This is a genomic window from Rhodococcus sp. ZPP, assembly GCF_017656075.1.
GTDB classification, from domain to species: Bacteria; Actinomycetota; Actinomycetes; order Mycobacteriales; family Mycobacteriaceae; genus Rhodococcus_F; species Rhodococcus_F oxybenzonivorans.
Genome location: NZ_CP058642.1, coordinates 94,908 through 112,959 on the forward strand (window position 1 = coordinate 94,908; position 18,052 = coordinate 112,959).

Genomic DNA, 18,052 nt, shown 5'->3' on the forward strand with positions numbered 1-18,052 from the left:
CTCGACGACAAGTCCCCCCTTTTTCCTGGAGCCTGGAGACCCCCGTGCTTAGTACGATGCAAACCTCTCCCCTGCTGGTCCGCGAGATTCTGCTTCACGGACAGCGCATATACGGGAACTCCACTGTCGTGACCTACGAGCCGGATTCCTGCCGTCGCACCACATTTGACGAGGTAGCCCACCGCGCCGAACGCCTCGCCAGCGGGCTGACCGAGATCGGAGTTTCTCCGGGCGACCGGGTCGCCACACTCCTGTGGAACACGCAGGAACATCTCGAGTGCTACCTCGCGATCCCTTCGATGGGCGCGGTCCTCCACACCCTCAACCTGCGACTGACTCCAGAGCAATTGGCGTTCGTGATCAACCATGCTCAAGACAAAGTCGTCATCGCCGACAGGACCACCCTTCCGCTGCTCGCCCGGGTCTTCGACCAGCTCACGACCGTCGAGCATGTCATCGTCGTCGGCGACACCGACACCAACGAGCTGCCCGACGACCGGAACTTTCGCTACGAAGACCTACTCACCTTGACCCGCACACCGTTCGTCTGGCCTGATCTAGACGAATCTCAGGCTGCAGCAATGTGTTACACCAGCGGCACGACGGGCGACCCGAAGGGTGTCGTCTACAGTCACCGCTCGACATACCTGCATTCCCTGGCGTCGGCCGCAGGAAATGTTTTCGGTGTCAACGAGCACGACATCGTGCTTCCGGTGGTACCGATGTTCCACGCAAATGCGTGGGGATTGGCCTACACATCCTGGCTCTCCGGGTCCGATCTACTCTTGCCCGGCCGCTACCTCCAGGCTGAGCATCTGGCAAGAATGATCGAGTCCGAGCGACCCACCCTCGCCGGTGCCGTACCGACAATCTGGAACGACCTCCTCGGCTACGCCCGCACACACAGCACAGATCTGAGCAGTCTGCGGCTCGTCGCCTGCGGAGGATCCGCGGTTCCACGCTCTCTCATCGAGGGCTACGAGTCCGATTTCGGTGTCCGCATCATTCAGGCATGGGGAATGACCGAGACCAGCCCGCTCGCAGCGGTCGCCCTGCCGCCGAAGGGAAGTGCGCCGGAGGACGAAATGTACTGGCGATCCAAGACCGGCCGGGTGACCGCGGGCGTCGAAGCGCGTCTGATAGACGACTCCGGCAACGAGGTGCCCTGGGACGGAAAGTCGATCGGCGAGATCCAGGTGCGAGGGCCATGGATTACCGGGGCCTACTACGGCGTCGACGCCACCGACAAGTTCGCGGACGGATGGCTGCGCACCGGTGACGTCGCCCATATCGACCCCCGCGGATACATCCAGATCACCGACCGGACGAAAGACGTCATCAAGTCGGGAGGCGAGTGGATCAGCTCCGTCGACCTCGAAAACGCCCTGATGGGGCACCCAGAGGTCTTCGAAGCAGCCGTTATCGCCGTACCCGATGCCAAGTGGGAAGAGCGGCCCCTGGCCTGTGTGGTGCGCAACCCAGGCTCGACGATCGGCCCGGACGAACTGCGCACCTTCCTCGACTCACAGGTCGCAAAGTGGTGGATTCCCGAACGCTGGGCATTTCTCGAGACGGTGCCCAAAACCAGCGTCGGAAAGTTCGACAAGAAGGCGCTGCGCGCGCTGTACGCACGAGGTGACATCGAACAGCACATTTCGACCGACGCAGCACAGCTCACCCGCGATTCACCCATCGCCGACGGTGATCGGAGTCTCCCGCAGGGAACGCTCGGATAACGCGACGAGCATTGTCAGCCGATGTGACACCTTTCTGACACGGTCGGCACCGGGGCCGCGCGGCTCTCCCCACGACTTCGGACCCGGCACGGACCCCGGCACGGTCGAATCGACGGTAGTGGGTGGCCGCACCCCGCTGGGCACCGAGCACCGGAAAGGGCTCCGCCCCTGCCAAGGCCGACCGAAGACCGTCTTTGGCAGGGGCGAATCGAACGGTGACGGCGCACCCGCCGTCACCTACTCACACACAGGCACCCACTTATCAGCGCGGAGGATTACGTGCAAACGCTTGAAGAATCCGGATCGGCGAGCGAGAGAAGAGCGCAGGCGTCGGCCGCCCTACGCGTGGCACCCCGCGCGGTGGGCGCCTTCTACGCCACTTCACTCGAGACGTTCCGCTTCATGTTTCGTCGACCATTTCATCTGCGCGAATTCCTCCTCCAGGCGTGGTTCATTGCCGGTGTGTCAATCATGCCGACTCTGTTGATGGCGATCCCGTTCTGCATGATGTTCGTCTATCAGATCAACATCTTGCTGGCCGAGATCGGTGCCGTCGACCTGAGCGGCGCCGGCGCCGGTGTCGCCATCGTCCGCGAAATCGGACCGATCGTCACAGTCCTGGTCGTCGCGGGCGCGGGATCGACCGCGGTCTGCGCCGATCTCGGATCGCGGACGATTCGCGAGGAGATCGATGCGATGAAGGTCCTCGGCATCGATCCCATTCACCGCCTGTGCGTTCCGCGAGTGTTGGCCTCGACGGTCATCGCCATGTTCCTCAACGGCCTGGTGTCGGCGGTCGGTCTGGTCGGAGGCTATATCGCCACCGTGTACATGCAGGGCGCTTCCCCCGGCCAGTACGTCACCTCGATCTCGATTCTGACCGGTCTCGGGGACTTCTTCGTCGCCGAAATCAAGGCGGCGGTGTTCGGGATGCTCGCCGGACTGGTCGCCTGCCACCTCGGCCTGAACGTGCGCGGCGGGCCGAAGGGCGTCGGTGACGCCGTCAACCAGACAGTGGTCTTCAGCTTCCTGTTGCTGTTCCTGGCGAACTCGATCATCACCACATTGGCCTTGCACTGAACACGTTTGGACAACTGACAGAAAACCGCACGACAAGAACGACGGGAATCTCGTGTCGAAATCCAACAGACCTACTGGTCTCCGGGGAACCGGAGCCGCCGCGATCAAGTTGATTGATGCGCCGGTCGGCCATCTCGAAGAGATGGGTAGACAGCTCTCCTTCTACAACCACACGATCGCGTCGGTTCCGCGGACCTTCCGGCGCTACCGCGCCGAGACGATTCGGCTCCTCGCAGAAGTGAGCATGGGCACCGGAGCCCTCGCCGTGATCGGGGGGACCCTGGTGGTCATCACCATGCTCACCGCCGCAGTGGGGTACGAGGTCGGCCAGCAGGGCTCGACCTCTCTCGGCCACATCGGCCTTGGTGCACTGTCCGGCTTCATCTCTGCCTTCTTCAATACCCGCGAAGCGATCCCGGTGATCGCGGGCATCGCCTTGACGGCAACCGTGGGGGCTGGATTCACCGCACAGCTCGGCGCCATGCGCGTCAGCGAGGAGATCGACGCGATGGAAACCATGTCGATTCCTTCACTGCCGTACCTGGTCACCACGCGGGTGATGGCAGGGGTGATTGCGGTGATCCCGCTGTACTCGGTGGCGTTGTTCATCGGCTTCGCCTCCACCCAGCTGGTCACCGTCTACATGGTCGGGGAAGCAGAAGGAACGTTCTGGCACTACTTCAACGTGTTCCTCGTACCCAGCGACGTGATCTGGTCGGCGGTCAAGGTGCTGGCGATGTCCGTGGTGGTGATGTGCGTGCACTGCTACCACGGCTACAACGCCAGCGGTGGTCCCGCCGGTGTGGGTGTCGCGGTCGGTCGGGCAGTTCGAACGTCCCTGATTTCCATCATGGTGATCGACCTTCTGATCGGTATCGCCGTGTACGGCGGCACCGCCGGGGCAGTGCGGGTGTCGGGCTGACATGAGTGGACATCTGGCAGAACGCAGCCGCAAAACCTACGTCGCACTCGGCCTGCTGCTGGTCGTGGTGGGCGCGTTGGCGACGGCCACCTCAATCGCCGTCTACCGGGGAAACTTCACCTCGGCTATCCCCGTCAAGTTGTACGCAACCCGCGCCGGCTTGTCGCTCGAACCCGGATCCGACGTGAAGATACGCGAGGTCGTCGTCGGCCGGGTCACCGACGTGAAGCTGGTTGACGGGCAGGCCGAGATCTCCATGGACATCGACGACAACCGTGCGAGCACCATCGCCGCGAACGTTTCAGCGGCGATCGATCCCACGACCCTGTTCGGCCGCAAGTTCGTCACCCTGGTGCAGCCTGCAACGCCCTCCTCCGAGACGATCTCGGCGGGCACGGTGCTCTCGACGGGACAGGTGGCGACGGAAATCAACGATCTACTCGAATCGTTGGTGACCGTGTTGCGCACGGTGGAGCCGGAGAAGGTCAACGGGTCCTTGAACGCATTGGCGACGTCACTGCACGGCCGGGGCGACCACCTCGGGGACACCCTGGTCGAACTCAACACCTATCTCTCGAGTTTCAACGACAGCATCCCCACCCTGCAGCGTGACCTGATGCAGGGCGCACAAACCACCGACATCCTCGCCGCCGCGACTCCCGACCTCATGGCAACTGTCGATCACGCCAGCACCACCGCGACGACAATCACCGAACGCCAAGACCAGCTCAACGCGTTCATCCTCAGCTTCACCGGCTTCGGCAACAGTGGTCACGGCCTTCTCGACGCCGCCGGCACACCGCTGACCGAATCCCTGTCATCCTTGGCGCCGACCACCGCCCTGCTCGCCGAGCGGGCTCCGGCCCTTCCCTGCTTCGTCGAAAGCCTGAAGCAGACCAACACCTACCTCGAACGGATCTTCGGGGGGAGTGACATGCCCGGGTTGAACATCACCAGCACCCTGTTGATGGGTGACCCGCCCTATACGAACTCGGCCAATCTGCCGGTCGTGGAGGCCGACGGTCCCGTGGCCTGCTACGACTGGACACAGCCGCAGGGACACACCAACTTTGACGACGGCAGTGACGCATACCGTCCCGCGCGTACCCCGATGGATCTGATCGGGAACCCCTTCGCGCAGTTCTTCCTGGGAGGTCTGCGATGACAACGAAAGCACCCGTCCTCAAACTGCTGATCTTCATGCTCGTGACCACGCTGACCGGGTTCGGTGTCGCCACGGTGGTCGGCAACCTCCGTTTCGGCAGCACACACACCTACAGCGCGGTCTTCACCAGCGCGTCCGGACTCGGAAACGGTGAGGACGTCCGGGTGGCCGGAGTGCCGATGGGCAAGGTCACCGATGTCGCCCTCAATCCGGACGGCACGGCACTGGTCACCTTCTCACTGTCCACCGAGCGTCCCCTGCCCTCTACCACCGAAGCGAAGATCAAGTACAAGAACCTGATCGGGGACCGGTATGTCGACCTGTCCCAGGGCGCCTTCGATACGCATGCGCTCGACGGCCCGATTCCGCTCGAGCAGACGACCTCGGCCCTCGATCTCGACCAGGTCGTCAACGGTTTCCGTCCACTTCTCCAGGGCCTGGATCCGGATCAGACCAATCAATTGTCCACCTCTCTGATCCAGGTTCTGAACGGTCAGGAAGCCAGTATCAGCGCGTTGATCTCCCAGATCGACACGTTCACCAACACCCTCGCCGACCGCGATCAGGCCATCGGCCAAGTGATCACCAACTTCAACACCGTGCTCGGCACCGTCAACAACCGGCACGACCAGTTCGGGGCACTCGTCGACCAACTGCAACACCTGGTCGCCGGCCTCAACGACGACCGGGATCTGATCAGCCGCTCCCTGGGGCAGATCGACGACGCCTCCAAGACACTGGCCGAGGTTCTCACCGAAAACCGGCCCGCCATCGCGCAGGACGTATCCGCCCTCGGCGACCTGGCCGGCCAACTCAATGCCAAGACCGACACGGTGAACATGATCCTGGCCAAGTTGCCCGAGAACTACCGTCTGACTGCTCGCGCAGGAGGATACGGAAGCTACGTGAACCTGTTCGTGTGTGGGCTGGCGATCAAGTACGCGCAAGGGCCGGGCGGACTCACGCCGATGTTCACCGCGCCCGCCGAAAGGTGCAAATAATGATGACCAAATCATTCCTCGAACGAAACCCGATCCGCGTCGGCGTCGTCGGCACCCTCGTCCTACTCGGCGTAATCGTTGTGGCCCTCAACTACGACACGATCCCCGGCATCGCGGCGAAGACCTATCACGCCGAGTTCGGCGACGCGAGCGGCCTGGTAGTGGGTGACACCACCCAGATCGCCGGCGTCAAGGTCGGCGAGGTGCGGGAGATCTCGCTGGACGGAGACAAGGTCGATGTCGAATTCGATGCCGACAGCGGTGATGTACGCCTCGGCGACGACACGCACGCCACAATCAAGGTCGAGACCGCGCTCGGACGTCGATACATCGAACTCACACCAGGAGGTGACGGGGAACTTGGCCGCGGTGGCACGATACCGCTGTCCAACACCACCTCCGGATATGACCTGACACGATCGCTCGAAGAGGTGACCGACAAGGTTTCCAAGACGGACACCGTCGATCTGTCCGGTGCCCTCGACCAGCTTTCGGAAGTCGAGCAGGCGCTGCCCCCGAACCTGCAGTCGTCGCTGACGGGGCTGTCCCGGCTGTCCGAGACGGTGGCCAGTCGCGATGCCGACCTGCGTCACCTTTTGACGAACACCGCCGGGGTGAGCGCCCTACTCTCCGACCGTAGTCAGCGTGTCGCCGAACTACTCGGCCAGGGTCAGTCGCTTTTCGCCGCGCTCAATCAGCGGGCCGACGCCATCCACCACATCCTCGTGCAGGCCCGGCAGATCGCCGACGAACTCACCGCGCTGAAGCGGGACAACGAAGCCACCCTCGCACCCACCCTCGCGCAGATGGACACCCTGGTGACCACCTTGAACAACAACTACGACAACATCAACGCCTCCCTCACCGGTCTCGAGCGCTATTCCCAGCAGATCGGTGACGTCGTGGGCAGCGGACCGTTCTTCGCGGCACTGTTGCAGAACATCCTGCCCGCGAATCTCGCCGGCCAGCTTCCCGGCAGCCTCGGAGGCCCTCGATGAAGGGGACACGCAGGCCGACTGTGCGGATGCCGGCGAAGGTTCTGCTGCTTATCGTGGTCATCGTCGCCGTCGTGGCCGGAACCGGGGCCTGGGTCGCCAATAACGCCACCCACCACATCTCGGCCTACTTTCGGAGCGCGACGGGACTGTATGTCGGGGACCGAGTCATGATCCTCGGCGTCGAGGTGGGCCGGGTCAATGAAATTGCCCCGGAAGGCGATCGCGTCCGGATCGAGTTCGAATACGACGGCGACTACGACGTCCCGGCCGACGCGCAGGCGGTGATCGTGGCACCGGTCCTGGTCACCGGCCGCTACATCCAACTCGCACCGGCCTACACCGGCGGCGAGAAGATGCAGGACGGACAGACCATCCCAGTCGAACGCACCGCGGTACCGGTGGAATTCGACGAGGTCAAGGAGCAGGTCGTCAAGCTGGCCCAGGACGTCGGGCGCACGCCCGAAAATCCCAACGGATCGCTGAACGATTTCGTGTCGAACACCGCAGACACCCTGCGCGGCAACGGTCAGACCCTGCACGATTCCCTCGTCAAGCTCTCCGATGCCAGCAGCACCCTCAGCAAGGGCGGGGAGGACCTGTTCGCCTCCGTCCGGAACCTGCAGTCGTTTACCAGCGCACTGGCGGCCAACGAGCAGCAGATCACGGCCTTCAGCCGGGAACTCGCGACCACGTCGTCGGTGCTCAACGCCAATCGCACCGAACTCGATGCACTGCTCAACAGCATGCTCGTGACCTTCGGTGAGGTCACCCAGTTCCTCCAGGACAATCGTGGGGCACTGACCACCGACGTAGGCAAACTGACCGACATCACCCGCCAGCTGGTCGACCGTGAGGACGCCCTTGCCTCCATCCTCCACACCGCTCCAACGACGCTGTCGAACTTCTACAACATCTACGACCCGGACTCGAATTCACTGACCGCCGCGATAGCCGTTTCCGATACCCCCGACCCACGGTCGTTGATCTGTGCCCTCCTCACCACAGTCGACGCCCCCGCCGACGAATGCATCAAAACCACAGGAGCACTGGCAACCGGACTGGTCCAACCCCCGGGCGCGCCGGCACCGAGCGGAGGAACCCGATGACCTCGATCAAACAACTCACCGCTTACTCGGCCCTGGTACTCGGGGTGGCGGTGACCTCGACCGGGTGCCGATTCGATGGGATCAACTCCATTCCGTTGCCAGGCAACGCCGTCGGCGGAGACACCTACCAGGTCACGGTCGAGCTCGCCGACGTCCAGAATCTGGTGGGCAACTCGCCGGTCAAGGCGAACAACGTGATCGTCGGGAACATCGCCCGAATCGGCGGACAAGACTGGATCGCTCACCTGACACTCGAGCTCCAGGACAACGCCGAGATCGCGGCGAACGTCACCGCGAAGCTGGCTCAGAACAGTGTGCTTGGATCGCAGTATCTGGAACTGACGGTTCCCGCCGGTGAAGAACCTAGGGGAACCCTGCAGGACGGGGCCGTCATACCCCTGTCCCGCACCAGCCAGTACGCTTCCACCGAAGAGGTTCTGTCCGCGTTGTCCCTCGTACTCAATGGCAGTGGGCTGCAGCAGATCCGCACCGTGACCTCCGAACTCGTGCGAGTCCTGGACGGTCGGGAGCAGAACCTGCACGAGCTGTTCGGGAACCTCGAGACCCTCATGGGCGGGCTCGATCAGCAGCGCGCCGACATCGTCCGCGCGATCGACGGGCTCGACCGGCTCGGAGCCGAGCTGGCGACGCAGAGCGGAACACTCGATCGCGGCATCGAGACCATCACCCCGGCCATGGGGGTGCTCAACGACCAGCAGCAGCAGCTGACGACCATGCTGACCAGCGTCGGTGAGTTCGGTCAGGTCGCCACCGAGGTGCTCGACAGCAGCCGGGAGGATCTGCACGCTAATCTCACGGCGCTGCAGCCCACGTTGAGCCAGCTCGCCTCCGTCGGGGATTCGATCCCCGAGGCGCTCAAGATCGCCACAACCCTGCCGTTCCCGATCGAAACCACCGACCGCGCGGCGCGTGGTGACTACGTGAACCTGTTCCTCACCCTCGACGTGAGCGCCGAGACCGTGGGCGGCAAGGTCCTCGGCAGCATTCCGGTATCCGAGCTCGCCGGGCTCAACCCCGCCAGACAAGCCGCCAACCCGCTGCTGGCACCCACCGAGCCGCGCCAGGCCACACTCCCCGCAACTCCGGCTGCTGGCACACCTCAACAGCAGGGAGGTCAACGCTGATGCGCACCAAACTGGTTCGAATCCAACTCGTCATCTTCACCGTCGTCGCTCTCGTCGCCGTGGGCAACTCCGTCTACAGCTACATGGGCCTGAAGCGGTTCTCGGGTATCGGAATGTACTCGGTGGATGTCGAACTCGAACGAGCGGGAGGACTCTATCCGAATGCGCTCGTCACCTACCGCGGCGTCGATGTCGGCGTCGTCGAATCGCTCGACGTGAACCCCGACCATGTGACCGTGCACCTGCAGCTGGACTCCGACCACAAGGTTCCCCAGTCGACCGACGCCTACGTGCGCAGCGTCTCCGCGATCGGTGAGCAGTATGTCGACCTGGTGCCGACCACCTCGGAGGGGCCGTTCCTGGCCGACGGCGACGTGATCGACCGATCGCGCACCACCCTGCCCGTGCCGGCCGCGAAGGTGGTGGACGAGGTCAACACGCTCCTCGAGGGGCTGCCCAAAGAGGATCTGAAGACCACCGTCGACGAGGCGTACATCGCCTTCAACGGCGCCGGGCCCGCCCTGTCCCGGTTGATCGACTCCGCCCGCCCGCTCATCGCGCTCGCGCAAGCGAACCTGAAACCGACCACCACCTTGATCGACGACGTCGAGCCGGTCCTCGGTGCGGCCAACGAGGCCGGCCCGGATATCTCCAGCTTCGCCACCGATCTGGCCTCGTTCACCGAGCAGCTGACCATGAACGACACTCAGATTCGCGGCGTGTTGGACAACGGCCCCGCCTTCTTCGACGCGTTCGGTGGAACCATGACCGACCTCCAGCCGTCTCTGCCGTTGCTGTTGGCGAACCTGCAGAGCGCCGGGGAAGTGTTGCGGGTCAACGTGCCCGGTCTCCGCCAGATTTTGGTGATCTACCCGGCGATCTCGGCCGCGATGAACTACTCAGCTCTGGGCGTGCAGGGCGCAGACCGCACCTACGGGCAGGGACCGCTCGATATCAAGCTGGGCAACACCGCCAATCCCCTGCCCTGTACCGAGGGATACGAGCAGACCCAGCGCCGCGACCCCGGCGACCTGTCCGCCGCCGAACCAGCCACCGACCCCTACTGCAAGTTGCCTCCGAACGAGCCCCGCGTGGTCCGCGGCGCCCGCAACCTTCCCTGCGCCACCGACCCCTCCGTGCGCACGGCTGAAGTCGGTGAATGCCCCGGCGGCCTGCCCTCGAGCTGGCCGCAGATGCTCGCACGGCCGGGGCAGCCCTACGTCCCGGCACCGGGAGAACCGCCCGCCGCTCCACCGGAGCCCGAGCAGTCGGGCAACTCGCAGCAGGCGCCTGTCACGGTAACCCCGGCCTCCTGGGACAGCCGGCAACCACGGGCGATCGCCACCGCACCCTACGACCCGATCACCGGCACGTTCCGCGCCCCAGACGGCGCCCTGTACTCCATCGACGCCAAGTCCCCAACCCAGTCCGAGGAGGAACTGACATGGCAAAGTCTGCTACAGCGTTAGCCACCGAGACGATCGACGACGAAAACGTCCTCGATCGACCCGAACCACCACCCGAAACCCCGACGACCGCCGCCGACGATTCCGGCGACTCCGCCCGCCGACGGACCGGCCGGATCACTCTCGCTGCGATCGTGTTCCTCGGCGCCCTCATGCTGGCCGGCACAGTTCTGGGGGTCAGATCGTGGAACGACTGGCGGACCACGGAAACCGCCGCAACCCGCGACGTCACCATCCTCGACACTGCCGCCCAGATGGCGACCAACCTGGTCACCCTCCGCCACCAGAGCCTCGACGAGGACATCCAGAAAGTCTCCGACGGAACCACCGGACCATTCCACGACCAATTCACCACTTCCTCAGGCGGTTTCGGTGACGTGCTGAACCAGGGACAGGTCGAGTCCACGGGCGAAGTGAAATCCGCCGGGATCGTCGACGCGACGGACGATCACGCCACCGTCCTGGCGGCAGTCACCTCGACGGTCAAGAACACCGAGGCCCCCGACGGTGAGATGCGGGTCTACCGCATGAAAATGACCCTCGACCTGGTCGACGGTCGCTGGCTCGTATCCAACGTGGAGTTCGTCGCATGATTACCTACCTCGCTCGCATCACCTCGCTCCTCGGCACGTGGAGCAGCCGCAAACGCGCCCTGGTGGTCGCCGGACTCGGCGTCCTGGCGGTCGCGGTGACGATCGCCAGTGCGACACTGACGATCCGCGCCCACGAAGGCCGCAGCCAGGAAGACACCCGGCACCAGGCCCGCGCGCATGCCGCGCAGATGGTTCCCGACATCCTGTCCTACGACTTCAACACCATCGACGACCACTTCACCAACGCACTGGAGTATCTCGGGGGCGACTTCCGCACTCAGTTCGAAAGCGTGAGCAAAGACGTCATCATCCCCTCCGCGAAGGAACGACAGGTGGTCACCTCGGCGACCGTCGTGGAATCCTCCGTGGTCTCTGCCGACGCCGACGCCGCCACCGTGCTGATGTTCCTCAACCAGTCGACCACCAGCACCGACAGCCCTGCACCCAAGCTGGACGGCAGCCGCGTCCAGGTTTCACTGCAGCGCGATGGAGATTCCTGGCAGATCACCGAAATGACCCCGGTATGAGCTCCCGCATCAACTACCCGAGTTCCCCCCCAGTTCACGAAATCGACGTAAGGAAGTCACGATGGGTGTCGAAGTTTCAGTCAGCGACCTGACCAAGTCGTTCGGCTCGCAGAGGATCTGGCAGGACGTGTCGTTGACGCTTCCGTCAGGTGAGGTCAGCGCGCTGCTCGGGCCGTCGGGAACCGGTAAGTCGGTGTTCTTGAAGTCGCTGATCGGCCTGCTCCGCCCGGAGCAGGGCTCCATCGTGATCGACGGCACCAACATTCTCGAGTGCTCCTCCAAGGAGCTCTACGAGATCCGGAAACTGTTCGGGGTGCTGTTCCAGGACGGCGCCCTGTTCGGGTCGATGAACCTATACGACAACGTGGCGTTCCCGCTGCGCGAGCACACCAAGAAGTCCGAGTCCGACGTCCGCAAGATCGTGATGGAGAAGATGGAACTCGTCGGTCTCCTCGGGGCCGAGGAGAAGCTCCCCGGCGAGATCTCCGGCGGTATGCGCAAACGCGCGGGCCTGGCCCGCGCCCTGGTGCTGGATCCGCAGATCATTCTGGTGGACGAGCCGGACTCAGGCCTGGACCCGGTGCGCACCACCTACATCTCGCAGACGTTGATCGACATCAACGCCGAGATCGACGCGACGATTTTGATCGTCTCGCACAACATCAACCTCGCCCGGACGGTGCCGGACAACATTGGCATGCTTTTCCGTAAGGAACTGGTGATGTTCGGACCCCGCGAGGTGCTGCTCACCAGTGAGGAGCCGGTGGTCAAACAGTTCCTCAACGGCACCATGATCGGCCCGATCGGCATGTCCGAGGAAAAGGACGAAGCCACCATGGCCGCCGAACAAGCGATGGTCGACGCCGGCCACCACGCCGGTGGCGTCGACGACGTCGAGGGCATCGTCCCGCAGATGAAGGCCACCCCCGGAATGCCGTTCCGCCAAGCCGTCACCCGCAGACAGGAACGCGTCCGTCACATCCTGCACACCCTGCCCGAAAGCGCGCAGATCGCGATCCAGGAAAGCTTCGACGAACACCAGCTTTATAACGAGTTCGATTACGTCACTGAGGAAATCGACACCACCGACGTGCATGAATGGAGCACGCCATGACCCGGCTCGCGGAACGGGCGAGCCCAATGGGGGGACGCGAAGACGACTATCCGATGTAGAGAAACGAGCGCAAGATGTCCGACCCCTCCGCCATCATCACGGCGATCGTCATCGCCGTCGGTGGCGCCGCGAACAACACCGCCCTGCCGCCCGAAGTGAAAACACCGGTCACCGACGCCCTAGCGGCGGTCGAGCAGGCAGCACCAGCCCTCGATCAACAGGTCGGAGATGTGTTGGCAACACTTCCCACCCCCGTGCAGCAGTTTGCGCAGCAAGGGATCGACAATGCGGCGCAGGCGATGTCGGAGGTGATACCCCCTCAACCCCCGCCCGCGCCGCCGATCCCGCTTCCTCCGGCCGACACACCCCCACGACCAGATCCCGCCCCTGCAGAACCCGTGCCGCCGGCAGACCGCGCCGTCGTACCCAGCCCCGGCACCGCTGCCACCGACGGATCCGATGGAGGATATTGGAGCAGTGCCAATTTCGCAGACACCGCGTCTCTCGCACCGATCAGCAGCGTACTGCCCCGCCTCACTTTGGCCCCCGGTAATACTTTCGCCACCTTCGTGCCCTGGCTGAACAAGGCCGGCGCACTGTGCGACGGGATCACAGCGCCTACGCTCGCGGCACTCTATTCAGCGGAGAACGGATTCCGCTACGGACCGTCAGCCCCGGTATCTCCGGTCGGCGCCAAGGGCCCCGGTCAATTCATGGATGGAACCTGGCGCACGTACGGCAAGGACGCCGACGGTGACGGTACCGCAGATGTTCTCGGCGTCGCGGACTCCGTCATGGCCTCCGGGCATTTGTTGTGCGACATGTACACCCAGATCGACTCGTGGAAGCACCAAGGACGAGTCCGCGGGGACACCCTCGACCTGGCGATCGCCGGCTACAACGCCGGCCTGGGCGCCGTGCTCGCCTCTCGGGGAATGCCCTCCGGTAGCCCTGACTACGAGAATCAGACAAAACCGTACGTCGCGAAGATCCGCGCGTCCGAGGCCTACTTCGCCAGCTTGCTCTCCCCCTTCGGGGGACCGGCCCTGTCCGAGGCCGGCGCACGGGTCGTCCAGAGCGCCATGAAGTTTCTCGGCCTTCCCTACGTATGGGGCGGCGGAAACATTCACGGCCCCTCGCAGGGCGGATTCGACTGCTCCGGCCTGACCTCCTACGCGTTGTACGCGGCGACCGCCGGGAAGGTCGTCCTCCCGCGCACCTCCGAGACCCAGTGGAACGTCGGTCTCGAACGGCCCCTCGCCGAGGCAGTGCCCGGTGACCTGTTGTTTGGGAACTGGGGACCGAACGGGCCGGGACACGTCGCCATCTACATCGGGAACGGGCAGATGATCCATGCGCCGACAACGGGTGACGTAGTACGTGTGGCGGCGGTTTTCGACGATATGCGGGTGCGACACGTGATGTGACACCCGAGGGGCAGTATGTGTTCGACGCCGCCGCCGAAAGGCATTTCACCCCGAAACACGAGTACGACCACTTCGTCTCTTTTTCTTTACTGTTCCCCTGTGGGTGCCGGGCACCGTCGTTGTCTTCTCTATATTCGGTAGAATCTGCGCCAGTTGGACATCCAGGTTGCGTTGGGCGTTTCCAGCCGGTCAGGCCTGTGTCTCTGGCACATCGGTTTAGTTCTGACTCAGGGTGATCCGGCCTGCGAATGTGGTCGCGAATGCGTTCAGTGCCGGCGTGCCCGGCGCAGAATCTCGCGTTCGAGCTGCCATTCCTTCTCCGCACCCCGCAGCCGAGCATTCTCCGAGCGCAGCCGCGCGAGCTCGTCCGACTCGGTCCCGTCGGCGCCGGTACTGCGGTCCTGCGACGGCCCGTTACGGGCGGTGTCCTTGCGAACCCACGTCCGCAGCGTCTCGCCAGTGATCCCAGGTCCGCAGCCACCACAGCGTATGTGCGTTTACCGTCGGCCGCGCGATACAACGCGACCGCGTCCTTCCGGAATTCCTCCGGGTACAGAGACGGGCGTCCCACCTCGACATCCTTCTGGCTCTCCATTGGAACCATTGTCAGGGGTGTCCACTGCAAGGGTGCAGCCTCAGCGGTCAGGTGAGCCGTGTATTCCCCACCCCGGTCCGAGTGCAGGATCGTCTCACGACACCACCCACCGCGCGCAGCCACGGCGCGGTCGATGGCTGTCGTGACCATCTCGGCACCGATGTGATCAGCAATGCTGTATCCCAACACTTTCCGCCGAATGGCCGTCCCGGATTGCACAAGAACATGTCACCTTCACCGGAGGTGAGATAGGTGACGTCGGTGAGCCAGACGGCATCGAGTCGGCCCTGGTCGAAGTGCTCGATCAGATCCGGCGGGAACGACGCCTGCGGATCGACCACCGTCGTCTTGACCTTGAACGTGCGCGGACTGATGCCCTCCATGCCTTCGAGGCCATGATCTTGGCCACCGTCTTCTTGTTCACCACCTCGCCGTGAGCACGCAACTCGGCCGTGACCCGCGGAGACCCGTAGGTTCCCTTCGAATCCTTGTGGATCTCGACGATCTTGACTTCGAGGTCGGCGCGACGCTGCTGTCCCGGCGTCAACACCGTGGTAGCTCTACGTTTGATGTACTGGTAGTAGCCAGATGTGGACACTGTCAGCAGTCGCGCCATCCGCGTGATCGAAAAGCGCTCACCTTCCGGTGCGGCGGTACCGGCGGTCTCCGCAATGTCGTCGGGGCCGGCGTACTTCACCATCAGATCGAACCGGGTCGATTCTTCTGCGTCGCAGCATAAGCCGAGGCTTTTACCAGGAAAGCGTTGTCTTTCTCGAGCTCGCCGACCTGCCGTCGCAATCGCAGCAACTCGGCGCGTTCGGCCGTGTCCAGAGGTTTTTCTCCATGGACCTCGGCGGCAGCGATCCTGCGTCGCTCGACTTTGACCCACTCACCCAACAGGCTCTCGCTCAGGCCCAGCTCCCGGGCCACTTCTGCGATGGTACGGCCGGAATCGATCACACGATGGGCGGCCTCGACCTTGTACTCGGCCGTGAACGACCGACGCTTGCGAGGAGGCATACGGACATCCTTCCAGCGGGACTGGAGTCCCGCTAACTCGATGTCCACTTTTCGGGGGGAACCTCAGACAACACCGCCACCGAACCCGCTCAGGAGGTGACCCAAGCGGCGCTGACCGCATAACCACCCGACGAAGACTCACGCGACGACGTCATACACCACCACCCAGGACTTTGACCCCCGGTAGGCGTGGACTCCTGCTTAGAAGATGTTTGGGCCGTGGCCGCGATGGTCAGTCACCTGGTGACCCCAGGATGTGGACCGACAGGAGCGATGACGATGGCATGGACGTTGCGGATCGTCGTGGCCGTCCGGCTGGTCAAGCAGCGCTCCACGATGGTCAAGCGCCGGGACGCGGTCTATGCCCGGCTCGATGCGTTGGTCGAGTTGCTCGGGCCCAGGAACAGGCGTCAGAACGCGGCTGCCGCCCGGTGATGGCCGCCGCGACCGAGGTGACCGCAGCGAGCACGTTATCGAGGCGGCCAGGTTGTTGCGGGGTGGTGCCGGAGAAGCCGTTGTCGATGAAGATCCGTTCGCGGGGGACGTCGAGCGCGAGAAGCCGGGCACGGGTTCGATCGGTCATCAGATCAGCCGTTGTTCCGACAGTCCACCGAGGAGCCGAGGCGAAGCCAAAGTCTCCGGACTCCCCGGGCAGCTCAGCGTTATGTGCGCCGGAACTCGCTCGGGGAGCGGCCGGTCCATCGCTTGAAGGTGTGTGAGAAGTTGGTGAGGTCGCTGTATCCGAGATCCGTGGCGATCTCACTCACCGACATTGATCGGTCGAGTAGCCGCAGCATCGCGCGTTCGCGCAGGAATGACTGGTGCAACCCGCGAAAGGTGGTCCCCTCCTCGGCAAGGCGCCGCTTGAGTGTGCTGGTGGATATCGACAGCTCGTGCGCGACCCACTGGCTACTTCTCTGTCCGGGGTCCTTCTCCAACAGCCGTCTCACCTTCTCCGAGAACGACGTGGTTCCGCTGCGCTGGTCGAGAGTTCGTTGCAGATCGGCGATGGCGTGTCGATACGCGACGGGATCAGAGAACCGGCAGACCTCGTTGAGAGTGTCAGCGGGGATGTGGAGGAACGACATCGGAGCGTCGAAGAACAGGCGCCCGGCTAGCATGTCCTCGTAATTGGTCGGGAAGGCGGGCGCTGGCCAACTCAAGTGGAGTGTAACGGTCTGCACCTCGCCGGCGAGCATGTCAAGCAGTCGCAGTAGCGCCGACCCACTGTAGGTGACGACCAGGCAGTCCAGGGCCGAATCACGTGTGTGTCCGGTGAGCCCGACGGTGAGGCCGTGCTCACTTGGGTGAAACTGGGGGCTGACCGCTGTCGAAATCAACGGCAGATAGGTGAGCAGCTCCACGATCTCGGCCACTGAGCCTGCGCTGACCAACGGAAAACTCAACGGGCCGAAGGACGTCAATTGGGCCTGTTCAGCGAACGCGAAACCGAGCAGGGTTGCCTGGTCGACATCGAGTTCGGGGTAGACCTCCCGAAACCACCGTAACGGGACCTGGGTGTCACGCTGGATCAGCGTCGCCTCGTCGGTTCCTTCGCGTGCCATGATGTTACGAAGCCGTGCGACGGCGTCTGGGTCGAGCGCTTGGCTCTCGAGCAGCTGCACGAACACGAGCGGGGGCACACCCGCGTCATTGGGGCACGCCCGCGTCATTGGGGCACGCCCCTCGTCACTGATGTTCACCATCGTCTCGCTGAGCCAAATTCACAAGTTTCTGACTCTGTCGAACATAGTCGTAGGTGCTCATCTTCGACAAGACTTCTACCAAGTATTCACATTGAGGACTACATATCAGGAGTTGACTATGGCAGTTGTCACTTTTGTCTCCCACGACGGCGAGACGCATGAGGCGGCTTTGGTGGAAGGTCAGTCGCTGATGCAGGTTGCTACCGATAATGCGGTGCCCGGGATCGATGGGGACTGTGGTGGAGAAACGGCGTGCGGGACCTGCCATGTGATCGTCGATCCGCAATGGTCCGACGTGGTGGGCCTCTCGGGTGCCGATGAAGAAGAGATGCTCGCGATGAACCCTGAGCGGCAACCTACCTCTCGGCTGTCCTGCCAGATGGTGGGCTCAGAGGAATGGGACGGCTTGGTCGTCCGAACACCCGAGTTCCAACTGTGACGACGAAAGGCA

19 protein-coding genes and 1 pseudogene are annotated in these 18,052 nt (G+C 63.7%); 15 read left to right on the forward strand and 5 right to left on the reverse strand.

The features are described from left to right. The first annotated feature begins 56 nt into the window (after positions 1-56). The 13 genes from HYG77_RS38505 (at position 57) to HYG77_RS38565 (ending at position 14,280) form a co-directional block, all read left to right on the forward strand. A complete protein-coding gene (locus HYG77_RS38505) occupies positions 57-1,736 on the forward strand; it encodes a long-chain fatty acid--CoA ligase (protein WP_096824230.1) in 1,680 nt (559 codons plus the stop codon). A gap of 402 nt (positions 1,737-2,138) precedes the next feature. Next, positions 2,139-2,816, forward strand: a complete 678-nt coding sequence (locus HYG77_RS38510; RefSeq protein WP_230831853.1) for an ABC transporter permease — start codon at positions 2,139-2,141, stop codon at positions 2,814-2,816. A gap of 142 nt (positions 2,817-2,958) precedes the next feature. Next, the gene (locus HYG77_RS38515) at positions 2,959-3,738 is read left to right on the forward strand and encodes an ABC transporter permease (protein ID WP_096824229.1); all 780 of its coding nucleotides are present in this window, start codon (positions 2,959-2,961) and stop codon (positions 3,736-3,738) included. Position 3,739: 1 nt separating this feature from the next. After that, the gene (locus tag HYG77_RS38520; RefSeq protein WP_052455227.1) at positions 3,740-4,903 is read left to right on the forward strand and encodes an MCE family protein; all 1,164 of its coding nucleotides are present in this window, start codon (positions 3,740-3,742) and stop codon (positions 4,901-4,903) included. Then, positions 4,900-5,904: an MCE family protein gene (locus HYG77_RS38525; RefSeq protein WP_040270046.1), complete on the forward strand. Its 1,005-nt coding sequence runs from the start codon at positions 4,900-4,902 to the stop codon at positions 5,902-5,904. Before HYG77_RS38520 ends, HYG77_RS38525 begins: the two co-directional genes overlap by 4 nt. Beyond that, entirely contained in the window at positions 5,904-6,902 is a 999-nt protein-coding gene (locus HYG77_RS38530; RefSeq protein WP_208964485.1) for an MCE family protein, read from the forward strand. The genes HYG77_RS38525 and HYG77_RS38530 overlap by 1 nt, the downstream gene beginning before the upstream one ends. Beyond that, on the forward strand, positions 6,899-8,008 hold the full coding sequence (locus HYG77_RS38535) for an MCE family protein (RefSeq protein ID WP_109336414.1): 1,110 nt from the start codon (positions 6,899-6,901) through the stop codon (positions 8,006-8,008). The genes HYG77_RS38530 and HYG77_RS38535 overlap by 4 nt, the downstream gene beginning before the upstream one ends. Further along, entirely contained in the window at positions 8,005-9,153 is a 1,149-nt protein-coding gene (locus tag HYG77_RS38540; RefSeq protein WP_109336415.1) for an MCE family protein, read from the forward strand. The genes HYG77_RS38535 and HYG77_RS38540 overlap by 4 nt, the downstream gene beginning before the upstream one ends. Next, a complete protein-coding gene (locus HYG77_RS38545; protein ID WP_109336416.1) occupies positions 9,153-10,622 on the forward strand; it encodes an MlaD family protein in 1,470 nt (489 codons plus the stop codon). The genes HYG77_RS38540 and HYG77_RS38545 overlap by 1 nt, the downstream gene beginning before the upstream one ends. Beyond that, on the forward strand, positions 10,598-11,212 hold the full coding sequence (locus tag HYG77_RS38550; protein ID WP_109336417.1) for a hypothetical protein: 615 nt from the start codon (positions 10,598-10,600) through the stop codon (positions 11,210-11,212). Before HYG77_RS38545 ends, HYG77_RS38550 begins: the two co-directional genes overlap by 25 nt. Further along, a complete protein-coding gene (locus HYG77_RS38555; protein WP_040270034.1) occupies positions 11,209-11,739 on the forward strand; it encodes a hypothetical protein in 531 nt (176 codons plus the stop codon). Before HYG77_RS38550 ends, HYG77_RS38555 begins: the two co-directional genes overlap by 4 nt. Before the next feature lie 61 nt (positions 11,740-11,800). After that, positions 11,801-12,853: an ABC transporter ATP-binding protein gene (locus tag HYG77_RS38560; RefSeq protein WP_040270032.1), complete on the forward strand. Its 1,053-nt coding sequence runs from the start codon at positions 11,801-11,803 to the stop codon at positions 12,851-12,853. Between the two features lie 74 nt (positions 12,854-12,927). Continuing rightward, on the forward strand, positions 12,928-14,280 hold the full coding sequence (locus tag HYG77_RS38565; RefSeq protein WP_109336418.1) for a bifunctional lytic transglycosylase/C40 family peptidase: 1,353 nt from the start codon (positions 12,928-12,930) through the stop codon (positions 14,278-14,280). A gap of 276 nt (positions 14,281-14,556) precedes the next feature. Here HYG77_RS38565 and HYG77_RS38570 read toward each other — a convergent pair. From HYG77_RS38570 to HYG77_RS38585, 4 genes and pseudogenes are all read right to left on the reverse strand, one after another. Continuing rightward, positions 14,557-14,851, reverse strand: a pseudogene (locus tag HYG77_RS38570) (transposase); the annotation flags it as partial. 71 nt (positions 14,852-14,922) lie between these two features. Beyond that, a complete protein-coding gene (locus HYG77_RS38575; protein WP_162603435.1) occupies positions 14,923-15,258 on the reverse strand; it encodes a hypothetical protein in 336 nt (111 codons plus the stop codon). Continuing rightward, a complete protein-coding gene (locus HYG77_RS38580) occupies positions 15,180-15,575 on the reverse strand; it encodes an IS3 family transposase (RefSeq protein ID WP_109336420.1) in 396 nt (131 codons plus the stop codon). The genes HYG77_RS38575 and HYG77_RS38580 overlap by 79 nt, the downstream gene beginning before the upstream one ends. After that, positions 15,575-15,895, reverse strand: coding sequence for a transposase (locus HYG77_RS38585; RefSeq protein ID WP_109336421.1), 321 nt, complete (start codon positions 15,893-15,895; stop codon positions 15,575-15,577). Before HYG77_RS38585 ends, HYG77_RS38580 begins: the two co-directional genes overlap by 1 nt. Before the next feature lie 273 nt (positions 15,896-16,168). Between HYG77_RS38585 and HYG77_RS38590 the strand changes: the two genes are divergently transcribed. Beyond that, positions 16,169-16,330: a hypothetical protein gene (locus HYG77_RS38590; protein ID WP_162603431.1), complete on the forward strand. Its 162-nt coding sequence runs from the start codon at positions 16,169-16,171 to the stop codon at positions 16,328-16,330. A gap of 227 nt (positions 16,331-16,557) precedes the next feature. Here HYG77_RS38590 and HYG77_RS38595 read toward each other — a convergent pair whose 3' ends face one another. Beyond that, on the reverse strand, positions 16,558-17,568 hold the full coding sequence (locus HYG77_RS38595; RefSeq protein ID WP_109336422.1) for an AraC family transcriptional regulator: 1,011 nt from the start codon (positions 17,566-17,568) through the stop codon (positions 16,558-16,560). A 151-nt stretch (positions 17,569-17,719) separates the two neighbouring features. Between HYG77_RS38595 and HYG77_RS38600 the strand changes: the two genes are divergently transcribed. Next, positions 17,720-18,040 carry a 2Fe-2S iron-sulfur cluster-binding protein gene (locus tag HYG77_RS38600; RefSeq protein WP_109336470.1) on the forward strand — a complete coding sequence of 107 codons (321 nt, stop codon included), beginning with the start codon at positions 17,720-17,722 and terminating at the stop codon, positions 18,038-18,040. The last annotated feature ends 12 nt before the right edge of the window (positions 18,041-18,052 follow it).

Excerpts from the sequence above, each read along its gene's own strand:
- HYG77_RS38585 (WP_109336421.1), bottom strand. The coding sequence starts at position 15,895 with ATGCCTCCTCGCAAGCGTCGGTCGTTCACGGCCGAGTACAAGGTCGAG.
- HYG77_RS38510 (WP_230831853.1), top strand. The coding sequence starts at position 2,139 with ATGTTTCGTCGACCATTTCATCTGCGCGAATTCCTCCTCCAGGCGTGG.
- HYG77_RS38575 (WP_162603435.1), bottom strand. The coding sequence starts at position 15,258 with ATGGAGGGCATCAGTCCGCGCACGTTCAAGGTCAAGACGACGGTGGTC.
- HYG77_RS38565 (WP_109336418.1), top strand. The coding sequence starts at position 12,928 with ATGTCCGACCCCTCCGCCATCATCACGGCGATCGTCATCGCCGTCGGT.
- HYG77_RS38505 (WP_096824230.1), top strand. The coding sequence starts at position 57 with ATGCAAACCTCTCCCCTGCTGGTCCGCGAGATTCTGCTTCACGGACAG.
- HYG77_RS38555 (WP_040270034.1), top strand. The coding sequence starts at position 11,209 with ATGATTACCTACCTCGCTCGCATCACCTCGCTCCTCGGCACGTGGAGC.
- HYG77_RS38580 (WP_109336420.1), bottom strand. The coding sequence starts at position 15,575 with ATGGTGAAGTACGCCGGCCCCGACGACATTGCGGAGACCGCCGGTACC.
- HYG77_RS38520 (WP_052455227.1), top strand. The coding sequence starts at position 3,740 with ATGAGTGGACATCTGGCAGAACGCAGCCGCAAAACCTACGTCGCACTC.
- HYG77_RS38525 (WP_040270046.1), top strand. The coding sequence starts at position 4,900 with ATGACAACGAAAGCACCCGTCCTCAAACTGCTGATCTTCATGCTCGTG.
- HYG77_RS38550 (WP_109336417.1), top strand. The coding sequence starts at position 10,598 with ATGGCAAAGTCTGCTACAGCGTTAGCCACCGAGACGATCGACGACGAA.
- HYG77_RS38535 (WP_109336414.1), top strand. The coding sequence starts at position 6,899 with ATGAAGGGGACACGCAGGCCGACTGTGCGGATGCCGGCGAAGGTTCTG.
- HYG77_RS38600 (WP_109336470.1), top strand. The coding sequence starts at position 17,720 with ATGGCAGTTGTCACTTTTGTCTCCCACGACGGCGAGACGCATGAGGCG.
- HYG77_RS38590 (WP_162603431.1), top strand. The coding sequence starts at position 16,169 with ATGACGATGGCATGGACGTTGCGGATCGTCGTGGCCGTCCGGCTGGTC.
- HYG77_RS38515 (WP_096824229.1), top strand. The coding sequence starts at position 2,959 with ATGGGTAGACAGCTCTCCTTCTACAACCACACGATCGCGTCGGTTCCG.
- HYG77_RS38560 (WP_040270032.1), top strand. The coding sequence starts at position 11,801 with ATGGGTGTCGAAGTTTCAGTCAGCGACCTGACCAAGTCGTTCGGCTCG.
- HYG77_RS38595 (WP_109336422.1), bottom strand. The coding sequence starts at position 17,568 with ATGACGCGGGCGTGCCCCAATGACGCGGGTGTGCCCCCGCTCGTGTTC.
- HYG77_RS38530 (WP_208964485.1), top strand. The coding sequence starts at position 5,904 with ATGATGACCAAATCATTCCTCGAACGAAACCCGATCCGCGTCGGCGTC.
- HYG77_RS38545 (WP_109336416.1), top strand. The coding sequence starts at position 9,153 with ATGCGCACCAAACTGGTTCGAATCCAACTCGTCATCTTCACCGTCGTC.
- HYG77_RS38540 (WP_109336415.1), top strand. The coding sequence starts at position 8,005 with ATGACCTCGATCAAACAACTCACCGCTTACTCGGCCCTGGTACTCGGG.